General features: G+C 36.2%; 21 protein-coding genes. 10 read left to right on the top strand and 11 right to left on the bottom strand.

Annotated elements, in window-relative coordinates; all coding sequences use genetic code 11:
* Positions 1 to 30: 30 nt before the first annotated feature.
* Positions 31 to 795: a class I SAM-dependent methyltransferase gene (locus Q0972_RS16695; RefSeq protein ID WP_299368089.1), complete on the top strand. Its 765-nt coding sequence runs from the start codon at positions 31 to 33 to the stop codon at positions 793 to 795.
* 98 nt (positions 796 to 893) lie between these two features.
* Here Q0972_RS16695 and Q0972_RS16700 read toward each other — a convergent pair whose 3' ends face one another.
* The 3 genes from Q0972_RS16700 to Q0972_RS16710 all read right to left on the bottom strand — a co-directional run bounded on the left by Q0972_RS16700 (position 894) and on the right by Q0972_RS16710 (position 3,305).
* Positions 894 to 1,883, bottom strand: a complete 990-nt coding sequence (locus Q0972_RS16700; RefSeq protein WP_299368092.1) for an FAD:protein FMN transferase — start codon at positions 1,881 to 1,883, stop codon at positions 894 to 896.
* Positions 1,884 to 1,964: 81 nt separating this feature from the next.
* Positions 1,965 to 2,342 (bottom strand): Na(+)-translocating NADH-quinone reductase subunit F, encoded by a 378-nt coding sequence (locus Q0972_RS16705; RefSeq protein WP_299368095.1) that lies wholly within the window; start codon positions 2,340 to 2,342, stop codon positions 1,965 to 1,967.
* A gap of 99 nt (positions 2,343 to 2,441) precedes the next feature.
* Positions 2,442 to 3,305, bottom strand: coding sequence for a DUF4846 domain-containing protein (locus Q0972_RS16710; protein ID WP_299368098.1), 864 nt, complete (start codon positions 3,303 to 3,305; stop codon positions 2,442 to 2,444).
* A 56-nt stretch (positions 3,306 to 3,361) separates the two neighbouring features.
* Between Q0972_RS16710 and Q0972_RS16715 the strand changes: the two genes are divergently transcribed.
* From Q0972_RS16715 to Q0972_RS16725, 3 genes are read left to right on the top strand one after another with little or no spacing between them, the layout of a single operon-like run.
* Complete coding sequence (locus Q0972_RS16715; RefSeq protein ID WP_299368101.1) at positions 3,362 to 4,798, top strand: DASS family sodium-coupled anion symporter; 1,437 nt, start codon at positions 3,362 to 3,364, stop codon at positions 4,796 to 4,798.
* A gap of 11 nt (positions 4,799 to 4,809) precedes the next feature.
* On the top strand, positions 4,810 to 5,202 hold the full coding sequence (locus tag Q0972_RS16720; protein WP_299368104.1) for a cupin domain-containing protein: 393 nt from the start codon (positions 4,810 to 4,812) through the stop codon (positions 5,200 to 5,202).
* Between the two features lie 45 nt (positions 5,203 to 5,247).
* Positions 5,248 to 5,691, top strand: coding sequence for a Na(+)-translocating NADH-quinone reductase subunit F (locus tag Q0972_RS16725; RefSeq protein WP_299368107.1), 444 nt, complete (start codon positions 5,248 to 5,250; stop codon positions 5,689 to 5,691).
* 115 nt (positions 5,692 to 5,806) lie between these two features.
* Here the strand turns inward: Q0972_RS16725 and nqrF are convergent, their stop codons facing one another.
* The 6 genes from nqrF to Q0972_RS16755 form a co-directional block, all read right to left on the bottom strand.
* Complete coding sequence (gene nqrF / locus Q0972_RS16730; protein ID WP_299368171.1) at positions 5,807 to 7,117, bottom strand: NADH:ubiquinone reductase (Na(+)-transporting) subunit F; 1,311 nt, start codon at positions 7,115 to 7,117, stop codon at positions 5,807 to 5,809.
* A 12-nt stretch (positions 7,118 to 7,129) separates the two neighbouring features.
* Positions 7,130 to 7,864 (bottom strand): NADH:ubiquinone reductase (Na(+)-transporting) subunit E, encoded by a 735-nt coding sequence (nqrE, locus tag Q0972_RS16735; RefSeq protein ID WP_299368110.1) that lies wholly within the window; start codon positions 7,862 to 7,864, stop codon positions 7,130 to 7,132.
* 69 nt (positions 7,865 to 7,933) lie between these two features.
* A complete protein-coding gene (locus Q0972_RS16740) occupies positions 7,934 to 8,566 on the bottom strand; it encodes an NADH:ubiquinone reductase (Na(+)-transporting) subunit D (protein WP_299368113.1) in 633 nt (210 codons plus the stop codon).
* 3 nt (positions 8,567 to 8,569) lie between these two features.
* Positions 8,570 to 9,364, bottom strand: a complete 795-nt coding sequence (locus Q0972_RS16745) for a Na(+)-translocating NADH-quinone reductase subunit C (protein WP_299368116.1) — start codon at positions 9,362 to 9,364, stop codon at positions 8,570 to 8,572.
* A 2-nt stretch (positions 9,365 to 9,366) separates the two neighbouring features.
* Positions 9,367 to 10,644: an NADH:ubiquinone reductase (Na(+)-transporting) subunit B gene (locus tag Q0972_RS16750; protein WP_299368119.1), complete on the bottom strand. Its 1,278-nt coding sequence runs from the start codon at positions 10,642 to 10,644 to the stop codon at positions 9,367 to 9,369.
* Positions 10,644 to 11,993 carry a Na(+)-translocating NADH-quinone reductase subunit A gene (locus Q0972_RS16755; RefSeq protein ID WP_299368122.1) on the bottom strand — a complete coding sequence of 450 codons (1,350 nt, stop codon included), beginning with the start codon at positions 11,991 to 11,993 and terminating at the stop codon, positions 10,644 to 10,646. The genes Q0972_RS16750 and Q0972_RS16755 overlap by 1 nt, the downstream gene beginning before the upstream one ends.
* 165 nt (positions 11,994 to 12,158) lie before the next feature.
* Here Q0972_RS16755 and Q0972_RS16760 point away from each other — a divergent pair, with 165 nt between their 5' ends.
* The 3 genes from Q0972_RS16760 (at position 12,159) to apaG (ending at position 15,306) form a co-directional block, all read left to right on the top strand.
* Positions 12,159 to 13,409 carry a DUF5103 domain-containing protein gene (locus Q0972_RS16760; protein WP_299368124.1) on the top strand — a complete coding sequence of 417 codons (1,251 nt, stop codon included), beginning with the start codon at positions 12,159 to 12,161 and terminating at the stop codon, positions 13,407 to 13,409.
* A 69-nt stretch (positions 13,410 to 13,478) separates the two neighbouring features.
* A complete protein-coding gene (locus Q0972_RS16765; RefSeq protein WP_299368127.1) occupies positions 13,479 to 14,855 on the top strand; it encodes an aminotransferase class V-fold PLP-dependent enzyme in 1,377 nt (458 codons plus the stop codon).
* A gap of 64 nt (positions 14,856 to 14,919) precedes the next feature.
* Positions 14,920 to 15,306 (top strand): Co2+/Mg2+ efflux protein ApaG, encoded by a 387-nt coding sequence (gene apaG, locus Q0972_RS16770; protein WP_299368130.1) that lies wholly within the window; start codon positions 14,920 to 14,922, stop codon positions 15,304 to 15,306.
* On the opposite strand, the gene Q0972_RS16775 is transcribed toward apaG, so the two are convergent.
* Positions 15,303 to 16,310: a DUF6695 family protein gene (locus Q0972_RS16775; protein ID WP_299368133.1), complete on the bottom strand. Its 1,008-nt coding sequence runs from the start codon at positions 16,308 to 16,310 to the stop codon at positions 15,303 to 15,305. The two genes, apaG and Q0972_RS16775, sit on opposite strands and share 4 nt — an antisense overlap.
* Before the next feature lie 144 nt (positions 16,311 to 16,454).
* Here Q0972_RS16775 and pruA point away from each other — a divergent pair, with 144 nt between their 5' ends.
* Positions 16,455 to 18,080, top strand: coding sequence for an L-glutamate gamma-semialdehyde dehydrogenase (pruA, locus tag Q0972_RS16780; protein ID WP_299368136.1), 1,626 nt, complete (start codon positions 16,455 to 16,457; stop codon positions 18,078 to 18,080).
* Positions 18,081 to 18,224: 144 nt separating this feature from the next.
* Positions 18,225 to 19,943: a T9SS type A sorting domain-containing protein gene (locus Q0972_RS16785; RefSeq protein WP_299368139.1), complete on the top strand. Its 1,719-nt coding sequence runs from the start codon at positions 18,225 to 18,227 to the stop codon at positions 19,941 to 19,943.
* 46 nt (positions 19,944 to 19,989) lie between these two features.
* Here Q0972_RS16785 and rsmG read toward each other — a convergent pair whose 3' ends face one another.
* Positions 19,990 to 20,616, bottom strand: a complete 627-nt coding sequence (rsmG, locus tag Q0972_RS16790) for a 16S rRNA (guanine(527)-N(7))-methyltransferase RsmG (RefSeq protein ID WP_299368142.1) — start codon at positions 20,614 to 20,616, stop codon at positions 19,990 to 19,992.
* Between the two features lie 141 nt (positions 20,617 to 20,757).
* On the opposite strand from rsmG, the gene Q0972_RS16795 reads away from it, so the two are divergent.
* Positions 20,758 to 21,858 carry an acyl-CoA desaturase gene (locus tag Q0972_RS16795; protein WP_299368145.1) on the top strand — a complete coding sequence of 367 codons (1,101 nt, stop codon included), beginning with the start codon at positions 20,758 to 20,760 and terminating at the stop codon, positions 21,856 to 21,858.
* Positions 21,859 to 21,862: the final 4 nt, after the last annotated feature.

Here is a 21,862-nt window from a genome sequence, read left to right on the forward strand (position 1 = left end):
ATTCGTGTAATTCATATCAGCCAAATTTATATGTCAAGATTTTTTAAATTTTTTCTCAATCTATTGCCAAGACCTCTTCTGATAAGGTTAAGTTATCTTATTAGACCAGTATTAGAGTTTTTTCTAAGAGGAACTAGGTATACAGATCCTATTGATGAAAAAAGTTTTAGAACGTTTTTGCCCTATGGCTATGGCAAACAACGTCCAAATGTATTATCGCCATCTACTTTATCGTTAGAACGACACCGACTGTTTTGGCTGTATCTTAAAAATGAAACAAATTTCTTTTCTAAACCTTTAAAGGTTTTGCATTTTGCTCCTGAGCAATGCTTTCTGAAACGCTTTAGGAGACTTAAAAATTTAGAGTATACCACCACGGATTTATTATCGCCTATAGCAGATGTTAAAGCCGATATTTGTAATCTTCCATTTAAAGAAAACAGCTACGATGTTATACTTTGCAATCATGTCTTGGAGCATATCCCGGATGATGTAAAGGCTATGCAGGAGTTGTATCGTGTTATGAAACCTGGTGGTTGGGGGATTTTTCAAATTCCACAAGATCTAAATCGTGAAATTACTTTTGAAGATGATTCTATTACCGATAAGGCAGAACGCGCCAAAATCTTTGGGCAATACGATCATGTTAGAGTCTATGGTAGGGATTATTTTGACAAACTTCGCGCTGTAGGTTTTAATGTTGAAGAGGTGGATTATACTTCACAACTTTCAGACGAAGCTATTGATAGTTATCGTTTGGCCAAAGGTGAGATTATTCCATTAGTGAGAAAGTAAAAAAGCCGCACTAAAAACGAACAAAAGTGCAGCTTTTTATATATATAACGGTTAATAGCACTTATAAGACACACATTTTTTTAAAGGGTCACAAAAAATTACTCTGGAAAGTTGTTCAAATTTAGAGTGCTTAGTTCCTTATTTTCATTTTCATAAATAAAATAAGCTTTTAGCTCTGGATGTGTTTTTAAAAACTCAGTAACTCTTTCGATTCCCATAGCCTGAAAAGCGGTAGCATAAGCATCTGCCATCATACAATTTGGCGCAATAACCGACACACTTAAAACATTAGTCTTTGTTGGGTAACCCGTTTTTGTATTGATAATATGCGCATAGCGATTACCATTCTCGTCAGTTTTAAATTTTCGATAGGTTCCCGAGGTTGCCATAGCTTCATCCTTAAGGACAATGGCTTTAAAAACAGATTGCTGACCATCAAAACGAGGTTCATCGAGTCCTACCTTCCAAGGTGATTTTTTTTCTATGTTATCTCCTTTAACGCGTATTTCACCACCAATCTCTACCAAATAATTAACTACGTCCTTAGTTTCTAAAAATTCTGCAATAACGTCCACACCATAACCTTTGGCAATAGCATTAAATTCCAAATAACTACTTGCAGGTTTTTTAATCTTACCGTCTAACAAACCGATTCGATTTAAACCAACGTACTGCATTAAGCTATCGATAGTTGTACTATCCGTTAAGAATTTATTGGTCTCTGCCCCAAAATTCCATGCATTTACGACATTACCAATAGTAGGGTCGAATACACCCTCTGTTGCTCGATAAATATCTTTAGAAGCCTTAAATACGTGTTTAAAATGTTTGTCTACTTTGACTTCTTCATTTCTGTTTATTCTTGAGATATCAGAATCTGGGATATAGGTAGACATCGATTGATTAACCACTGCAAACAGACTATCTATTTGATTGATATAATTTGTATTGTTATCATGTGAATATTGAACATTAAAACCCGTTCCAAAAACAGGTCCAGAAAGTTTTACTAGTTGAGTTTGCTTTTTGTCTTCCTTACAAGACATGCTTAGAACTGCAATGAGAACTATAAAGGTTAATCTTTTCATGTTATATATTTAACTTTGACTTTAGCCTGTCTTAAGCGTAGTCTGAAGACTCAGCATGAAACGCTCAGTCTCACATTTATACTAGTTGAGATTCATTTCTATGACTTGTATACCATTATACTCAATCAGGTACTCTTCATTGAGATAGATAGGCAAGCCTTCTCCATTTGGGTTACCTAAACCAACGCCAGCATATAACACTTTAGCATCTTTTTCGTAAGCATGTTTCTTAAAGGTTTCCATCCAAATAACGTCATAATTATTGGGATTTTCAGGAAGCATAACAGCTCTAACCACCACAAAAAAATACTGATTGTTTTTATCGATACACACAAATTGCGGATGGCGTTTTAACTTGCTGTTTATAGCAATAAATTCAAAACCACGAGCTTCTAAATCTTTCCCTACGTGATTCATCGCTAAGTTATGTAATTCTTGTGGAGTTAATGGCTGGCTCATGTAACTGCCGCGAACACGGTAAAATTTAGTTTATGCAAAAATACGATATTAAATGATGAATAAAAAGTAGATTCATATTTCCGCAGGAATGACAAAAACTTATTTAAATCGTACAAATTCAGCACTACTAAAAGTGTAGTTTGATACGGGAACAGTAGCATTATCCTCTAATCGATACCATGGCGAAATTATGTTATTTTCAAGATTCTTTACTAAATGAACGCTTTGCGCAGGCGTATTTCCCTGAAATAACAAAAACAACTTTTCACCTTGATCATTCACTATTTCATCGCAAAGTATTACAATATGCCCTGGACTGCCACCTTTAATCAACATATCACCTATCTTTAAGTCTTTGGCTTTAACCGATTCTAATTCGTTGAAGAGCGATAATGTCCCTGAATACATATAAATGAGATTCAAGAACTTATAAAAATTAGATTTTGAATGATCTTCACTAGCTGTTTTATGAAAGCTAACCTTACTTCCGTTTATTTTAGGACGATAACCTTTAGCATATGCTTTCCAAGAGCAGTAATGCCCAGAAGTAAAATTAAATCCAATCTCATCTTTTCTATCGTTATCCCAAAGGTACTCACTCCGTATTCTAATCAATGCATCTGCACATTGTTGCAAACCATTGTCAGGAACGGGAACTTCTAAAATTCCGATATGACCACCTTGCCAAAAGTATTTGGAACCATCATAATTAACAATCTTACTTCCAAAGGGCTTCAACTTATAATTTCTTAAATAATCCTCAAAACTCCCTTTCGGATAGATGATTCGCCTATACCCTTCTGGTATATTTACTCTAGACCGGATTGTTAGACTATCTTTATTTATAAGACTTGGTGTTTCGACATAAGCAACTACCTTATCAACTGCTTTTTCAACAGGTTTCAATCTAAATGCTAATATAACTGCTGCTATGATTATTAAAACGAGTACGATTCTCTTCATAAACTCCTAACGTCATTTACTATGGATTTCGTATTAAATTTTTACTTTTATGCTAAATGAAACACTATCCGCTTTCTAAACGTATTGGTCTTTTCTTAGGCCCCCTATTATTTATAGGGCTCCAAATTTTATCGATAGAACTTGTTTCAGAAAATGCAGATACAGTTATAGCTACTGCATTGTGGATGATTATTTGGTGGATTACTGAGGCAGTTTCCATATCGGTAACATCATTATTACCCTTGTTATTATTTCCAGTATTTAAAGTGATGCCTATGGCAGATGTTGGAGCCAATTATGGAAGTCCTATCGTTTTTTTATTCTTTGGCGGTTTTGTATTGGCATTGGCCTTAGAAAAAGTAAACCTGCACAAACGCATAGCGCTTACTATTATTAAACTAACTGGTACAACACCTAACAAAGTGATTCTCGGCTTTATGTTGGCTACGGCTTTTATGAGTATGTGGATAAGTAATACCGCGAGTACCGTAGTAATGTTACCGATTGCATTGTCGGTCATCAGTTTACTGATAAATGACGAAGACGGTTTTACTAAGAAAGATCAAAATTTTGCATTGAGTGTTATGTTAGGTATTGCCTTTTCTGCCAATGCTGGCGGAATCGCTACTATAATTGGCACACCTCCTAATTCCGTACTCATTGGCTTGCTCGAAAATGAATATAACATAGAAATCTCGTTTTTGAATTGGATACTTATGGGCTTACCTTTTTCAGCTACATTAATTGCCATTATTTATGTTATACTCATAAAACTATTCCCCAATAAAGGGTTAGTATTCGGGGCTTCAAAATCTGCAATAACTAACGAATTAAAACAGTTAGGTAAAATCTCATCAAAAGAGAAGCAAGTCCTTTTCACTTTTGCAGTTATTGTGTTTTTATGGATTTTTAGATCATTGATTAACAGCTTATTTCTAAATTTGGGACTTACGGATACCATGATAAGTATTTTAGGTGCCATTGCTCTATTTGCAATACCTCATAAATTAAACAAGGGAGACTTTATACTACAATGGAATGACACCAAGAAATTGGCTTGGGGCATTTTAATTCTATTTGGTGGTGGTTTAGCTTTAGCAAAAGGCATGTCCGCCACAGGTATTGTGGACATGGTTGCTACTGCTATTTCCAATAGCAATATAAGTATTATTCTAACGGCTTCGTTACTGATTATACTAATGCTGTTTATGACCGAATTAATGAGCAATGTAGCTTTAACGGCAGTTTTGGCTCCAGTTGTTGCTGGTATTGCTATTGGCTTGGAGATCCCTATGTTGTATTTGCTAATTCCTGTCACCTTAGCCAGTAGTTGTGCATTTATGCTACCAATGGCTACACCACCTAATGCTATTGTTTTTGCCAGTGGATTTGTAAAAGTTCATCAAATGGCAAGGGTGGGCATCATTTTAAATCTTATTTCTATAGGATTGCTTATTTTAATGTTTCAGTTTGTTTTGCCTTTTATATTTTAAAAACGCTATAAATGTTTAAATACCGTATCTATTCCCAAATACTATCGATCTCAATTTTTATATTCCTTTTTATTTGCTTTGGATGCAAGAAAAGTGAAACGCTTCCAGATCCATTGGAAGCTGGCTGGAAGGGTGAAGCTGTTTGCGAACTTATAGAGGAAAATGAAGAAATACGTGTACTAAAATGTACATTCCAACCAAACGTTGGTCACGAAAAGCACTATCATAAGCCGCATTTTGGCTATGCAATTGCCGGTGGGACATTTAGAATTACGGATAGTTCTGGTTCTAGAGAGGTCGAAATTCCGACCGGATTTAGTTTCAGCAATGATGAAGTTATAAGGCATGAAGCGTTAAATATAGGAAAAACAACTGCCGTGTTTTTGATTATTGAGTATAAGTGATTCTTTTTTCTTATCTTCATAATTGAAAAAGAAAACTAAGGACCTATGAATATTTCAAGTCGATTTGATGCTGCTGTAAGAAAGCTATACACAGCATTTCATAATAATACTTTAAATCCTGAAGATTGCACACAATGTGCAGTCGGTAACATCTTAGACCAGAAAGATAGTTGGAAACATATGACTGACATGCATGGTTCTGTTAAATTGAATTATGTTGGTCTGGTACATCAAAATTTAGGTAGACGTTTCAACGGCTATTCACCCATTGAGCTCCTTCAGATTGAAGCTTCGTTCTTAAAAGGCTGTGGTTATCGTTTGGGCAAAACCTATTGCCATAAACCTGATTATTTTAAAGACAAGGCTATTTTGTTTAATGGTTTGAGTGAAGTTATTTCAACCCTATGTCGATTAGATCACATAGATAACATTATGGATTGTTCGAATTTATTCAATTATCAATCAAAGTCACTCGAATTACAACATTAAAATCAGTTTTATAAATTAAAAAAGCCAGTTCAAATTGAACTGGCTTTTTTTTGTTTATAAATTTTAGATTGCCACGCTTGGTTCGCAATGACGTAATTCCGAATGTGCTTAGCGACTAGCCACCAAAGTCATCAAATCTAATATGTTCATCGGGTATACCAAAGTCCTCTCCCATTTTTTGAACGGCTTGGTTCATTAATGGCGGTCCACAGAAATACAATTCTATATCTTCTGGTGCTTCATGGTCATTTAGATAATTATCAATCACACAATTGTGAATAAATCCAACGAAACCATCACCTTCTTCATCATTAATATCTTTTTTCACCTTCCAGTTATCTTCTTCTAATGGCTCAGATAAGGCCATGTAGAATTTAAAGTTAGGGAAGTCTTTTTCTAAATCTCTAAAGTGCTCGATATAGAACAGTTCTCTTTTAGAACGCCCACCATACCAATAGGTTACTTTACGACCTGTTTTTAGGGTCTTAAATAAATGATATAAGTGCGAACGCATTGGTGCCATACCTGCACCACCACCAACATAAAGCATTTCACTTTCAGACTCGTTGATGAAAAATTCACCATAAGGTCCAGATATCGTTACTTTATCACCTTGCTTCTGCGCAAAAATATAAGATGAGGCTATACCTGGATTTACACTCATCCATTGGTTTTTAGCTCTATCCCATGGTGGAGTCGCAATACGTACGTTTAGCATAATTTCGCGTCCTTCTGCTGGGTAAGATGCCATAGAATAAGCACGTTCCACAGTTTCATTGTTCTTCATCACTAAAGGCCAAAGCCCAAATTTGTCCCATTCCGTTTTAAACTTATCTGGCGTTTCGTGTTCTTCTGGGTGGGCTGTGATATCAATGTCTGAATATTTGATTTCGCACGGTGGAATTTCAATCTGAATATAACCACCAGCTTTATAGTTCATTTCCTCAGGAATTTCGACAACGAATTCCTTAATAAAAGAGGCTACGTTGTAATTACGTACAACCGTTGCTTCCCATTTCTTAATGCCAAATACTTCTTCAGGAATGGTAATTTCCATATCCTGCTTCACTTTTACCTGGCATGCTAAACGTGCCCCGTGTTGCAATTCTTTTCTAGAGAAATGAGGTGTTTCAGTAGGTAATGCTTCACCACCACCCGAAAGTACATGGCACTCACACTGAATACAGGTTCCACCACCACCACATGCAGATGGTAAAAATACCTTGTTGCTACCTAGTGTAGATAACAAAGTTCCTCCTGAAGCAACTTCAATTTCCTTCTCACCATTAATCAAGATCTTTACAGGCCCCGATGGTGAAAGTTTTTGTTTTACAAATAATAATAATGCAACTAACAACAAGGTCACCAATAAAAAGGCACCAACCGTTGCTATTATCGTTCCAATTGTACTTGCGGCTAATATCATCATACTCATCAATTACTTGTTTGTATTTTGAGCTATCTCTAAGTCAGACTTAGTAGTAGCGTCTTCTTCGTTAATATCTTCTTCAATCACTTCTACAGCTGTAGCATCTTCCTGTTTTGGACCTTCATCACCACCAGTCAACATCCCTCCAAAACTCATAAATCCTATTGCCATTAGTCCAGTGATGATAAATGTAATCCCTAAGCCTCTTAAAGCTGGAGGTACTGCACTATATCTTATCTTTTCTCTTATGGCTGCAATAGCCAAGATAGCTAAGAACCATCCTATACCAGATGCAACACCATAATTTAGTGCTAATCCCAAAGTAGCGATCTCTCTAGATTGCATAAATAAAGAACCACCTAAAATCGCACAGTTTACGGCAATTAATGGTAAAAAGATTCCTAATGAATTATATAATGCTGGAGAGAACTTCTCCACTACAATTTCTACCAATTGTACCATAGTTGCTATGGTAGCGATAAACATTATGAAAGACAAGAAACTTAAGTCGTAGCTTGCATACTCTGCACCCAACCAAGATAATGCACCAGGCTGTAAGATATATTGATCTAACAACCAGTTTAGAGGTACTGTGATCGCCAATACGAAAATTACCGCGGCACCAAGACCAACTGCGGTTGACACTTTTTTAGATACCGCCAAGTATGAGCACATCCCTAAGAATGTAGCAAATACCATATTATCTATGAATATCGATTTAAAAAATAATTCTACGTGTTCCATATTTTTTTAGTATTGAGTCTTGAGCAGTTAGTATTGAGAAATCTCAAATCTAGCATCTCATTACTATTTTTAATCTTCTATTAATGCTTTATTTTTTGTTCTTTGTACCCAAATAATGATACCTACTACTATCAATGCCATTGGCGACAATAGCATAAAACCATTATTTTCATATCCAAAAGCGTATAATCCTGTCTTTTCAATTGGGTCTCCTAATACTGGAATACCTAATAAAGTTCCAGAACCTAATAATTCCCTGAAAAATCCGACAATCACAAGGATGATACCATAGCCTAGAGCATTACCTATACCATCCAAAAAGGATCGCCATGGTCCATTTCCTAAGGCAAAAGCTTCAAAACGACCCATGATAATACAGTTAGTAATGATAAGTCCAACAAATACGGAAAGGGTCTTACTCAATTCGTAAGCAAATGCTTTCAGTACTAAGTCCACTATAATTACTAGCGTTGCAACAACAATCAACTGCGCAATAATTCTAATTTTTGAAGGGATAATATTTCGCATTAAGGAAATAACCACATTTCCTACGCCCATTACAAACAAAACTGATATTGACATTACAATTGATGCTTCTAATTCAGCAGTAATTGCTAAAGCTGAACAAATCCCTAATACCTGAATGGTGATTGGATTGTTATCCGTTAGCGGGTCTAATATTAATCTACTATCTTTTGCCATAGCTTATTTTCCTTTTAGTGAATTAAAGTAAGGTAAATACAATTTTAAATCTTTTTTAATCATCGCTGTAACACCATCACCCGTAATGGTTGCACCAGCGATAGCGTCGACTTCATTGTCGGTTTTATCATTATTTTTTGGATCAGCATTACCTTTTGCAACTGTGATACCTTTGAATTCTCCTGAGTTTGATAATAAGTGCTCACCAATAAAATCATCCATAAAGTAACGCTGCTTAATGTTAGCGCCCAATCCTGGCGTTTCGCCTTTGTGATCAAAATAAGCACCTCGAACCACCATATTTTCATCCATAGCCACATAACCCCAAATAGCATCCCATAGCCCCTTTCCTCTTATAGGAGCAACATACACTGTTTTTCCTTCAGAATTCTTACCAACGAAAAGCGGTAACTTTCTTTCTCCTCCATCCTTAGCACTAGCCTGTTGTTTCTTTACGTCAATGAGATAAGGTTCTTGCTTAGTTTCTTCAAAATACTCATCTCGGCTTTGGGTCTTTATGACCTTACCATTGGTATCTACTGTAATGACTATTTGATCTGCAACATTTTTATCGAAAGCTTCTGGAGCCTTATCGGTAGAAATAAACACAGCACTGGTTTCATCATTGTCATTGATACCCATAGCGTAAAGAATATTCTGTTGTTTCTCTAACCTTTGGTTTTCAGTAATCTTAGGTTTCAATGACGATGCTAGATATGCTAATAAAGCACCTACAACAATCACCATGCCTATAGCAAAAATTACCGTATATGAATTCTTGTCTGTTCTATTTTCCATTGCTATGCAACTTTAGCTTTTAAACGTTTCATTCTTTTCTTCACATTGCCTTGTACCACGTAATGATCGATGGTCGGTGCAAACACATTCATTAGTAATATGGCCAAGAATACACCTTCTGGGTAGGCTGGGTTAAATACTCGAATCATGATAGATATAAACCCAATCAAAAATCCATAAATCCATTTCCCTTTGTTAGTTTGGGATGCTGTAACCGGATCGGTTGCCATATACACTGCACCAAATAATATACTTCCTATGATTAAATGTTGCCAGAATGGCACACTCATCAAACCATAGAACTTACTAGACTCGCCAATCCATCCAGAATCAACTACACCATTAAAAATTAAGCCCATAACTACTGCACCAATTACTGTACTTAACATAATTCTCCAACTCCCTATTTTGGTGAAGATTAAGAATAGACCTCCAACGATGATTAAGAACTTTGAAGTTTCACCAACAGATCCTGGGATGATACCCCAGAACATATCCCAAAATGAATATAGGTCTGCAGCACGTTCGCCATAAGTAGTTACTGTATCTGTTCCAGCAATAGTTAATTCCTGTCCCGCCTTGGCATAATATCCTAGAAGTGTTTCTCCAGAAATAGCATCCAAATTTTCTCCTGCCGCTATTGCTGCGTCGCGTTCTACGGCACCATGTACCCAAACTTTATCTCCAGACATCCATGTTGGATAAGCAAAGAATAAAAATGCGCGAATAGTCAACGCAGGATTTAGAATATTCATTCCTGTACCACCAAATACTTCTTTTCCAATAACAACACCAAAGATTACTGCAACAGCAAGCATCCACAGAGGAATATCTACTGGTACAATTAATGGCACAAGCATTCCCGTCACTAGGTACCCTTCTTCTACTTCGTGCCCTTTAATGATAGCGAACACAAATTCTACCGCCAAACCGACACCGTAAGAAACGATCACCAATGGCAGTACTTTCCAAAGCCCTATTACAAGGTTATCCCATGTCCAGAAAGATGCACCTAAAAATCCATCAGCAGATTCTATTGAACCTAAAGCAAGATAGTGCTGATATCCTGCATTGAACATACCAAATATCAAGCATGGCACCAATGCAATGATTACAGTATTCATGGTACGCTTTAAATCATCAGCCGCCTTAATATGAGTCCCTCCATGTGTGGTCTCATTTGGTGTATATAAAAATGTAAAAAGGGCATTAAAACCTGGAAGCCACTTTTTATCTTTATTTTTTACCTTAAAATTGTGTAAATTCTGTTTTAAACCCATTATCCTATCTCTTTAAGCATTAAGTCTAATCCTTCTCTTATAATCTTTTGATGTGGTTGTTTAGACACACAAACAAATTCAGTCAACGCAAAATCTTCTGGTGCTACTTCATACATCCCTAAAGCTTCCATTTCATCTAAATCCTTGTACATACATGCTTTTAAAATCTGCATTGGATAGATATCCAAAGGAAATACCTGCTCGTAATTTCCTGTTACCACAAATGCACGATGCTCGCCATTAGTATTGGTATTTAAATCGTACTTTTTCTTTGGATTTAACCAAGAAAACGTTAGTGCTCTAGACGTAGAAATCTTATTGAAAATTGGTTTGTTCCAACCGAAGAACTCGTAGTCATCACCTTCGGGAATTACAGTAATTACATTGCTGTAGTAGTCTAAATTTCCATCTGGCGCAATTTGTTTTCCAGATAAGACATTACCTGAAATGACACGGTCATTGCCATCTTTTTCAACACCATTATCATAAATCATGGTGGCAACTTCTGAACCGATTTTGGTTTTAAAGTATCTTGGTTTCTTAACTGAAGAACCTGTTAAAGCTACGATACGTTCGGCGTTAAACTTGCCAGTTAATAGTAACTCGCCTATAATAACTAAGTCCTGTGCATTGACTGTCCAAACCACTTCACCTTTGTTTACAGGATCTACTTTATTGATTAAAGTCCCCACATTACCTGATGGATGAGGCCCAGAAACTATGTAAGTTGTGCTATGATCTAGGTTAGCTAGTGGAGAATTTGTACTTCCAACAGAAATATGTACGCCGCCCTCTGTTAATTTAGACAGTGCCGTGACTGCAGTCTGTAATTCAACTTCCTTACCTGTTAGCGTATAGTCTAAATCTGCAGCTAATGGTGCACTTGCATAGCCCGATATAAAGATAGCTTTAGGTGCGCTATCTGCATTAGCTATAATATCATAGGGTCGTTGCTTTATAAAAGACCAACAGCCTGTAGCTAAAAGATGTGCTTTAATTTTTTCAGCATCAGCAGATACATCGAATTTACCATGGTCGATATAGGATTGCTCTTTATCTGCAGTAATTTTTATTGCGTCGATGCGACGTCTAGGTCCACGTTGAATCTCTGTTACCTCACCAGATACAGGCGATACAAACTTCATAGCCTCATTATCCTTATTATAAAACAACGTTTCACCTGCTTTAACATGTGTACCTTCTTTTGCAACAAGTTTTGGGATAATACTGTGGAAATCTTCAGGCCTGATAGAATAAAAGTTACTTACAATGGCGTTTTCGGTATTTTTTTCGGCATCACCGATTAACTTTATATCTAAACCTTTTTTAATTCTGATGTCTTTTGACATATACTTTAAAAATTAGTTGTCTAAAAATCCGTGCAAATTTAAGAATTAATGGTTAAATAATTTTTAATTTGACACATCTTTTTTATTTATAACCGTTATAAATAAGTTAAATATACAAGGGCATAGATTTTGATTATCTTTATAGCAATGTATTATAAACTCCATATGAAAAACGTCTATTACAGTATACTTTTGCTTTTGTTATTGCCTTCTAACCTTTTTTCTCAAGTTACGGAAGTTAGTCCACCAGATTTTATTAAAACCATATCTTTTAAAAGCAACACTACACAAGGACAATTGCCTGTTCTGAAACTTGGCGAGCCTTTAATCTTGGAATTTGATGCCCTTAACGCCAATGAAGAAGACTTCTATTATGTGATTGAGCATTTTAATTTTGATTGGACTCCTTCCGTTTTAGTTAAAGGTGAATATCTAAGAGGTCTCGATAATCAGCGTATTCTAGAATATTATAACTCTTTTAATACATATCAAGTTTACTCACACTATAAGTTACAAATCCCAAATATACAGACCCGAGGCCTACTAAAAAGTGGCAACTATATGATTTCTATTTATGATGAATATGATGAATTAATGTTTAGTAGAAAATTTATGATTTATGAAGATTTGGTGAATGTTGGTGTTCGTGTAAAACGTTCTAGAGACGTTACGTTAATCGACGAAATACAATCCGTAGACCTTGTTGTGTCTACTAATAGCATTAATTTTAACAATCCTCTTGAAACCATTAAAACACTTATTATTCAAAACAATAACCTCAATACTTCAATTTCGGATTTAAAACCACAATACACACTTGGCAACGAACTCATTTACAGATACGATACGGAATCAGCCTTTTGGGGCGGAAATGAATTCCTCTGGTTTGAGAATAAAGACGTACGTACTTCTAATATCGCAGTGCAATTCATTGATCTGAAAGATATCTATCAAAGTTACTTATATCCTAATGAAGTTAGAAGCGGTAGACCATATACTTATAATCCAGACCTCAACGGAAATTTCCAAGTGACAGCCGCAGAGCGCTTTAATACAGATATTGAAGCAGACTATACTATGGTACACTTTTCTCTAGTACAAAATGAATTAAAAGATAAAGATGTTTATGTCTATGGCAATTTTAATGCCTTTGCCCTAGAACCCCTCACAAAAATGGATTATAATCGCGAAGCTGGCAAGTATGAAGTTAGTTTTAGACTTAAACAAGGGTTTTATAACTACAAGTATGTGGTTGTAGACCAAGAAACTGGCGAATTGGATGAAGGTGCCATTAGTGGCGACTACTGGCAGACCGAAAACAATTACAAGACTTTGGTATATTATAGAGATCTAGGTGCACGATTCGACAGACTTATCGGCTATGGAGAAACAACATCTGTTGATATTTCTAATTAAAGCTGTAAGGATTTTTTCAGCTTTAGACTAAATTTCTTTTTACCTTTCACTCTAAAATCGATGTTTAGCATGCAAAACGATATTGCCCTATTTACAGAATTATGCGATGAATTATTTAAATCTGAAACTAACAAGCCAGTTGCAGAGCCTATACCTACCTCAGAATTATACCGTAGGCTAGATTTATCCTTAAATGCAGAAGGTTTAATTGATGAAGATTTAAAGGAAACACTAAAACAAATTATTAGAAGTACCCCAAAAACAGCTTCAAAGTCGTTTTTCAACCAATTATTTGGAGGTAGAATAGGAAAAGCCACTTTAGGAGATCTATTGGCCGTGATGTTTAACAATAGCATGTACACATACAAAGTCGCTGGCCCACAAGTTGGAATCGAAAAACAAGTTTTAAAAAATATTTGTGATTTAGCAGGTTACCCAGTAGATAGTGATGGCACATTTGCTCCTGGGGGATCCATGAGTAACATGATGGCCATGGTTATGGCCAGGGATGCCAAAAATGAAGCCATTAGAGCTGAAGGTCTTTCATCTAAAATGACACTTTATACCTCAGCCACTTCGCATTATTCTATATCTAAAAATGCCGCATTAACAGGATTGGGCAGAAATCAGGTAAGACTTGTAAAAACCAATGATAAAGGTGAAATGTTAGTTGAACATTTAGAGGAATTGATTCTGAAGGATATCAACTCAGGTTACGTTCCTTTCTTTGTCAATGCTACTGCTGGCACAACCGTACTTGGAGCTTTCGATAGTGTTGAAGCTATAAGTCGAGTTTGTAAAAAATATCAAATTTGGCTACATGTAGATGGTGCCTATTGTGGCGGCGTTATTTTTAGCAGAAAACACAAGCACCTAATTAAAGGATTAGAGCTTTCGGACTCCTTTAGTGTGAATGCGCATAAAATGTTAGGCACACCATTGAGTTGCTCTATTATAGTTACACAACATAAAGCACAATTACACCATTCGTTCTCTAACGAAGCAGATTATCTATATCAAACTGATGGAGACGATTTTAACTTGGGTAAAACCTCTATGCAATGTGGCCGTCGAAATGACGCATTAAAGATTTGGACCTTATGGAAATCTGTCGGGACCAAAGGTCTAGAAAAAATTGTCGATAAGCAGTTTGAAATGGCACAAATAGCTAGAGCTTACATTAACAGCAATAGTGATTACAAACTATACAGTTTTGAAAATTCTATTTCTGTATGTTTCAATTATAAAGATATTCCTGCTAGAGAATTGTGTACAGGCTTGTATGAAAACTCAAAACTAATGGTAGGATTTGGCTCTTTTAATGGTAATGAATTTGTGAGAATGGTTACCATAAATAGCGTTTTGGAAAAAGAAGATGTTTTGGCCTTTTTTAAAACCTTAGAAACCTTTGTTGAAGAAAAAATGTTAAAAATAACGACGACTTAACCTAAAATATATGGCTTCAATGAAAAATTATTATATTTTAGCAGATACATTTCTCAATTAACTTATGGTACAACAAGTTACAAGCGGAATTAAAATTTCCGTTGAAACCAATTTTGAAGGTACATTTTATAAGAATTATAAAGTGCACTTTGCCTTTGGTTATAAAGTAACAATTGAAAACCAAAGTAAAGATTCGGTTCAGTTAAATTCCCGCTACTGGAAAATCCTTGACGCCCTTAACAATGAAGAAGTTATCGAAGGTGAAGGTGTAATAGGAAAAAAACCTGTCTTAAAACCCGGAGAATCCCATACCTATAACTCTGGCTGTTTATTGACCTCCCCTTTTGGTGCCATGCAGGGGCATTATAACATGGTAAATTTTACTAAAGCTAGCAAGTTTAAGGTCTATATTCCTTCATTTAAGCTAAGTGCTCCTTTTGCACTTAACTAAGATTTATAGTTTTTCAAAAAATCAAATCTGTACACCCGAGAATCTTGTTCTACATTAATGAACAAACAATTCGAATAATGTACAAACCGATAATTAAAATCAATGTCGAAGCTTTCATCGCGCACTTTAACAACAGCATCGCAATCTATGTGCCCATAAGGTGAAATGCGTCTAAAGCGATATTCAACTCTATTATCCAAATCATATAACTCAAACCAGGCACCAGCCGCAATTCCACTAAGCCATTGCGCATGTTCTGCTTTGATTGTATTATGTTTTGGTTCTAAAGTTCCCATCAAACTTGGATTGTATCCCTTTAATGTATCTAAAAACAGACGCCTATTTTCTTTACTAACAGTCGACTTAAATTCGTCGATCTCACCCTTTTCAGAAATCAAATACACAAAATCTTCTGTATCGGCAATCACCACATTACCGATAGTACTTGGTGTAAACCACTTGGATCGTTCTAATACTCTTTTAATTTTTGAATCTGTTACAGAAGCGATCAAAGTATCGGTTACAAATCGCGCACAATTACAAGCCTCCTTTAAGAAAGCCGCATACCTAATAAATCCTTGGGCTTGCATCCCATCGATATGGTTTCTGGCTAAATGATAATCAACGGAATTGCAGACCGAAGCATACAAGTTACCGTCACCATGAGTTAGTTTAGGGTTTGTTGCCAAAAACTTTAAAATCTCATCTAAATTTGAAATGGTATCATTTTCAATTTTTGCAATTAGGGGAAAGTCTAATTCAAAATCAGTATCTTTTCCTCTAACCCTTCCATTGGGTTCTGAGGTAATATATCTCCCGAAATCGTGGTACTCTAATTTACCCGTACTTTTATTGATTAACACTAAGGCAGCATGGCCAGCTCTTACATGATTTTTACTTCCTATGAAAGCAAATCGTAAAAACTTAGAGTACCATTCGTCAGCATGGGATACTATGGTTTCGGGATAGGCAAGTGTTAGAATAAAAGCGTCATTTTTTGGCATCGTAATGGTCAAAAATTTCAAACGGCAACTTACAAAAAATAATCCTTTCAAGTTTCACACAACTATAACGTTTGAGATGAACAATATCTCATAAATATTGTACCTTTGCACTTCAAAATTCAAACCAAAAAAATTAATCAAATTATGGGAAAAGGATTCTTTAATGTACCAATCGCTGTTAACGAACCTGTAAAATCTTATGCACCTGGCTCGCCCGAACGTGAAGCGGTTTTAGAAGCATATAAATCGATGTTTAATAGCAAAGTTGAAGTCCCTTTATATATCAATGGCGCAGATGTAAAGACTGGAAACACCAGAACCATGTCTCCGCCCCACGATCACCAGCATATTGTTGGCGAATATCATTTGGCAGAACAACAACATATTGAGGCCGCTATTTCCACAGCTATAGAAGCACGCAAAACATGGTCGCAATTACCATGGGAGCAACGTGCTGCTATTTTTCTTAAAGCAGCCGAACTTATTGCCGGTCCATACCGAGCAAAAATTAATGCCGCTACCATGATAGCTCAGTCCAAAACCATACACCAGGCAGAAATTGATGCCGCCTGTGAGTTTATAGATTTCTTACGTTTCAATGTTCAGTTTATGACTGATATTTATATGGAGCAACCTGAAAGTACAAGTGATGCTTGGAATCGTGTTGAATATAGACCACTTGAAGGTTTTACTTATGCCGTAACACCATTTAACTTTACTGCTATATCTGGAAATTTACCCGCTTGTATGGCACTAATGGGTAATGTTGTGGTTTGGAAACCAAGTGATAGTCAAATCTATTCTGCAAAGGTCATTATGGATGTATTTAAAGAAGCTGGTGTACCAGATGGTGTAATCAACGTAGTTTTTGGAGACCCAGTAATGATTACCAATACCGTATTGGCAAGTCCTGATTTTTCTGGTTTACATTTTACAGGCTCCACATTTATCTTTAAAGAACTTTGGAAACAAATAGGCGAAAACATCCACAATTATAAGACCTATCCAAGAATTGTTGGCGAAACCGGCGGAAAGGACTTTATCATAGCACATAAATCAGCAAATGCAAAACAAGTAGCAACAGCTATTTCTCGAGGTGCTTTCGAATTCCAAGGTCAAAAATGTAGTGCAGCCTCTAGAGCCTACATTCCTAAAGGCATTTGGTCCGAAGTAAAAAACTATGTTTTAGAAGATATCGCCTCTTTCAAAATGGGTTCTCCTGAAGATATGAGTAACTTCATTACCGCTGTAATTCACGAAGGTTCATTTGATAAATTGGCGAGTTACATTGATGCTGCAAAAGTCGATGCAGATGCAGAGATAATAGCTGGTGGCGGTTATGACAAATCCAAAGGATATTTTATAGAGCCAACGGTTATTGTTACCACAAATCCAAAGTATACCACTATGTGTACTGAGCTATTCGGCCCAGTAATTACCATATATGTTTACGAAGATAATGCATATTCCGAAACCTTAAAACTAGTTGATGAAACCAGTGAGTACGCATTAACAGGTGCGGTTATAGCTAGAGAACGTTACGCCATAGATGAGGCTACCAAAGCATTACAAAATTCGGCTGGTAATTTCTACATCAATGATAAACCTACTGGTGCTGTTGTAGGTCAACAACCCTTCGGAGGTGCGAGAGCATCAGGAACAAATGATAAGGCTGGTAGTTCACAAAATCTATTACGTTGGGTATCTCCGCGATTAATAAAGGAAACATTTGTGACTCCTAGCGATTACAGATATCCATTTTTGGGATAGACGCGTAATAAACTAAAAGACAAATCCTTAGAAGCTAAACGTTTTTGAGGATTTTTTTTGCTTTTAATAGAATTAACATTAAAATAATTCTATTGCCTAGCTAAACTTTGTATCTTTTGACTCTATTAACCTAAACTGCATCTTATGAAAAAAATTTACTTTTCTATCTTATTGTTTTTGCCAACACTTTTAATAGGACAAACAGCTTTTACTTCTGGTATTACACCAGATTTATCCGCTTATGGTGAAACTACAAATTATCCGGGTGAAGGGGAATATCAAATATTTGCGAGTGCAGATAATATTTTAGACAAGCCCATCATTTTTGTTGATGGTTTCGATCCCGGTGACACAAGGGATATTCCTGGTCTGTATAATTTGCTTGACTTTACGGGAAGCTCTGGAACTCAAAATCTTGCAGATTTAGTTAGAGCAGAAGGGTTTGATGTCGTTATATTGAATTTTCCTGTGTATTTACGTACTGCAGATGGTGCTACAATTGATGGTGGTGCGGATTTTATTGAACGTAACGCTATGTTACTTGTTGAGTTATTGGATATAATTAATGCAGCTAAAGCGCCTAACAGTCCAGAACAAAATGTGATTATTGGACCTAGTATGGGTGGTATTATTACTAGATATGCCTTAAATTATATGGAAACCAATACTATTGATGCCGACACCAGATTGTTTATTTCTTTCGACTCACCACATCTTGGGGCTAATGTCCCTATTGGATTGCAACACCAATTGAATTATTTGGCCAATAATACGCTGAATCCGGTTCCGGAAATACAGCCCCTAATTGATACATTTTTAAAATCCCCAGCTGCAAGACAGCTCTTAATTGACCATTTTGAGCCGCACTTACTCGGCGCAAGCCTGGTAGATTTTGATCCAAGTCTTACATTACCGATGCCCCATCCGTTTAGAACAATTTTTGAAAATGACATTAATTCTTTTACTCCTGATGGCTTCCCCCAAAATGTAAGAAATGTAGCTATTATAAATGGAAGTGGCATTGGAAGTCCATATTTTGCTGCAGATGGCGTTACACCTGTTACTAATGGCTTCACTGTAATGGACCTTACCTTACCTGTTGAAGTTGACTCACCACTCGGCGGAACCATAACCATAAATGTAGAATTCGATATTAACTTTACACCTGCAGCTGGTACTCCATTTCAGGTAAGTCGTTTTTTTGCACCTCTTTTTCCACCTTTAGTACCAGACGTAGAAGCCATAGCAGATTCTGGCACCATAAATTTCGATGGTGTAGACGCTGCGCCAGGTGGCTTGTTTGATCTATTGGCCTTAACTGGCGATGTAGGCTCAGGTGGTGGACTAGCCCAAGATTTCTTAGATGCGCTACAGATCGATAAGTTTAATTTTATCCCATCGGTAAGTGCATTGGCCTTAGAAATTACCGAAGAACCATCTGGCGATAACATCGATTGGTTTCACAGTATTGATTTAGTTGGTCGTGCAACCACTAACGCAACGCCTTTTGATAACACCTTCCTACCCGATGACAATGAAGGTCATGTTGAGTTAACTGAAGCTAACGTCAACTTTGCATTAGTTGAAATATTGACGCCGCCTTTAGGAGTTACAAATCATGAATCCATTGTGTTTCAACTTGAAAAAAATCCGATAAATAATGAACTTGTATTGCTTTCCGATACTAACACCAATGCCACAATAAGCATTGTTGATCTTACTGGCAAGATAGTCTTTAATACTACAGCTTCACTTAGTAACAGAACCAAAATTCCAGTAAATCTAGCCTCTGGTTTTTATATTTTGAATGTTGCTACCGAAAACAATTCATCATCATTTACGACTAAGTTTATAGCGAACTAAAAGAATCTGTTAAACTCATAAAAAGCACTTCTATGGAAGTGCTTTTTTATTTGTATTTCATGGGTAGGTAGATGACCTTTTTGGTTTCGAAGAAGTCTTCTTCAAAATAATCTGAAAGCAGGTACGCCTTAACTGTTGTATATTGCTTTAACTCTTCGGTTAAATCACCTCCTTTGAGGTAAAGTATGCCATTTTTAAGTTCATTCTTTTGCTTTCTCGTAATTTTCCCCTTCACCCATTTTGTAAATTCTGGCATTGCAGTGACGGCTCTACTCACAATAAAATCGTAGGTTTCATCAATTGCTTCTGCCCTACTATGGGTAGTTCTCACATTTATTAATCCGATTGCTTCAGCTACAGCATTGACAACCTTAAGTTTCTTGTTGATACTATCCACTAAATGAAATTGGCAATCTGGAAATAGGATAGCTAGGGGAATTCCAGGAAATCCGCCACCTGTTCCAACATCCAATATTGAGGAATTATCATTAAACTGAACAACTTTAGCTATACCTAAAGAGTGGAGAACATGCCTAAGATATAACTCATCAATATCCTTACGAGAAACAACGTTGATCTTAGCGTTCCATTCGTTATACAAGGCATCAAGGGCCTTGAATTGATTAATCTGAACCGTAGTTAAATCAGGAAAATATTTTAGAAGTAATTCCATTCATAATACTTTTTGCAAAAGTACATTATTTTGATATGGATAAATTAATGTTAATCCCTAAAGCTTCATTTTAATTATTACTATATTTGACAAATTATTCTGAATTAATCTCCTAACGTTATAGCTTAAAATTAAGAATATATGGCACAACAAATCCTATCCTTTTCAAGAGCCGATTCAGCAAAGTTTTTTAGAACTTTAAACAAACGTGTTAACAACTATTTTAAAGAGAATAACATAAAACGTACAGGTAATTGGCAGCTTTGGGTAAAAACTGTTGTTATGTTTGCCATATTTCTTACACCCTATTTCTTATTGTTAACCTTAGACATACCCACTTGGGCACAAATACTCTTAACCGTTGTTATGGGCGTTGGTATGGCCGGAGTTGGCATGAATGTGATGCATGATGGTAATCATGGTTCTTTTTCCAATAAAGAATGGGTAAACCGCTTAATGGGTAGTAGTATTTATATTTTGGCAGGGAACGTGTATAACTGGCAAGTGCAACATAATGTCTTACATCACACATATACTAACATTCACGGTCATGATGAAGATTTAGAAGCCGGAAGAATATTGCGGTTTTCTAAACATGCAAAGTGGTACAAGCACCACAGATTTCAGCATTACTATTCCATTCTACTTTATGGGTTATTGACTATAAATTGGGCGATTACAACAGATTTTCAACAAATGAAGCGCTACATGAAGCGTAAATTATCCTATGGAAAACTGCCTAACCCAATTGTAAATTGGAGTAAACTTGTAATATCAAAATTGGTCTATCTTTCCATGTGGATTGTTCTCCCGATAGTACTTACAGACTTGGCTTGGTACGAGGTTTTAATTGGCTTTTTTATTATGCATTATGTCGCAGGTCTTATCCTTAGCGTTGTTTTTCAATTGGCACATGTCATGGATGAAGCCGAAATGCACTTACCAGAAACAGATGGTACCATGAAAAACACTTGGGCTATTCACCAATTAAAGACTACGGTGAACTTTGGTGCCAAAAACTGGTTGGTCAACTGGTATACAGGTGGCTTAAATCATCAGGTAGAACATCATATTTTTCCACATATTAGCCATATCCATTACGGTAAAATTGCAAAAATCGTCAAAGAGACTGCTAAAGAGTTTAATTTACCTTACAAGGAATACGAAACCACAAGAAAAGCTATTGCTGCACATTTTAGATTTCTAAAAGAAATGGGTATGCGTCCAGCTATGCAAGCTTAATTCT

The sequence above is a fragment of the Winogradskyella sp. genome (assembly GCF_028282165.1).
GTDB lineage: Bacteria > Bacteroidota > Bacteroidia > Flavobacteriales > Flavobacteriaceae > Winogradskyella.

Coding starts and splice junctions, on each gene's coding strand:
- Q0972_RS16695 (WP_299368089.1), top strand. CDS start 31: ATGTCAAGATTTTTTAAATTTTTTCTCAATCTATTGCCAAGACCTCTT.
- Q0972_RS16700 (WP_299368092.1), bottom strand. CDS start 1,883: ATGAAAAGATTAACCTTTATAGTTCTCATTGCAGTTCTAAGCATGTCT.
- Q0972_RS16705 (WP_299368095.1), bottom strand. CDS start 2,342: ATGAGCCAGCCATTAACTCCACAAGAATTACATAACTTAGCGATGAAT.
- Q0972_RS16710 (WP_299368098.1), bottom strand. CDS start 3,305: ATGAAGAGAATCGTACTCGTTTTAATAATCATAGCAGCAGTTATATTA.
- Q0972_RS16715 (WP_299368101.1), top strand. CDS start 3,362: ATGAAACACTATCCGCTTTCTAAACGTATTGGTCTTTTCTTAGGCCCC.
- Q0972_RS16720 (WP_299368104.1), top strand. CDS start 4,810: ATGTTTAAATACCGTATCTATTCCCAAATACTATCGATCTCAATTTTT.
- Q0972_RS16725 (WP_299368107.1), top strand. CDS start 5,248: ATGAATATTTCAAGTCGATTTGATGCTGCTGTAAGAAAGCTATACACA.
- nqrF (WP_299368171.1), bottom strand. CDS start 7,117: ATGATATTAGCCGCAAGTACAATTGGAACGATAATAGCAACGGTTGGT.
- nqrE (WP_299368110.1), bottom strand. CDS start 7,864: ATGGAACACGTAGAATTATTTTTTAAATCGATATTCATAGATAATATG.
- Q0972_RS16740 (WP_299368113.1), bottom strand. CDS start 8,566: ATGGCAAAAGATAGTAGATTAATATTAGACCCGCTAACGGATAACAAT.
- Q0972_RS16745 (WP_299368116.1), bottom strand. CDS start 9,364: ATGGAAAATAGAACAGACAAGAATTCATATACGGTAATTTTTGCTATA.
- Q0972_RS16750 (WP_299368119.1), bottom strand. CDS start 10,644: ATGGGTTTAAAACAGAATTTACACAATTTTAAGGTAAAAAATAAAGAT.
- Q0972_RS16755 (WP_299368122.1), bottom strand. CDS start 11,993: ATGTCAAAAGACATCAGAATTAAAAAAGGTTTAGATATAAAGTTAATC.
- Q0972_RS16760 (WP_299368124.1), top strand. CDS start 12,159: ATGAAAAACGTCTATTACAGTATACTTTTGCTTTTGTTATTGCCTTCT.
- Q0972_RS16765 (WP_299368127.1), top strand. CDS start 13,479: ATGCAAAACGATATTGCCCTATTTACAGAATTATGCGATGAATTATTT.
- apaG (WP_299368130.1), top strand. CDS start 14,920: ATGGTACAACAAGTTACAAGCGGAATTAAAATTTCCGTTGAAACCAAT.
- Q0972_RS16775 (WP_299368133.1), bottom strand. CDS start 16,310: ATGCCAAAAAATGACGCTTTTATTCTAACACTTGCCTATCCCGAAACC.
- pruA (WP_299368136.1), top strand. CDS start 16,455: ATGGGAAAAGGATTCTTTAATGTACCAATCGCTGTTAACGAACCTGTA.
- Q0972_RS16785 (WP_299368139.1), top strand. CDS start 18,225: ATGAAAAAAATTTACTTTTCTATCTTATTGTTTTTGCCAACACTTTTA.
- rsmG (WP_299368142.1), bottom strand. CDS start 20,616: ATGGAATTACTTCTAAAATATTTTCCTGATTTAACTACGGTTCAGATT.
- Q0972_RS16795 (WP_299368145.1), top strand. CDS start 20,758: ATGGCACAACAAATCCTATCCTTTTCAAGAGCCGATTCAGCAAAGTTT.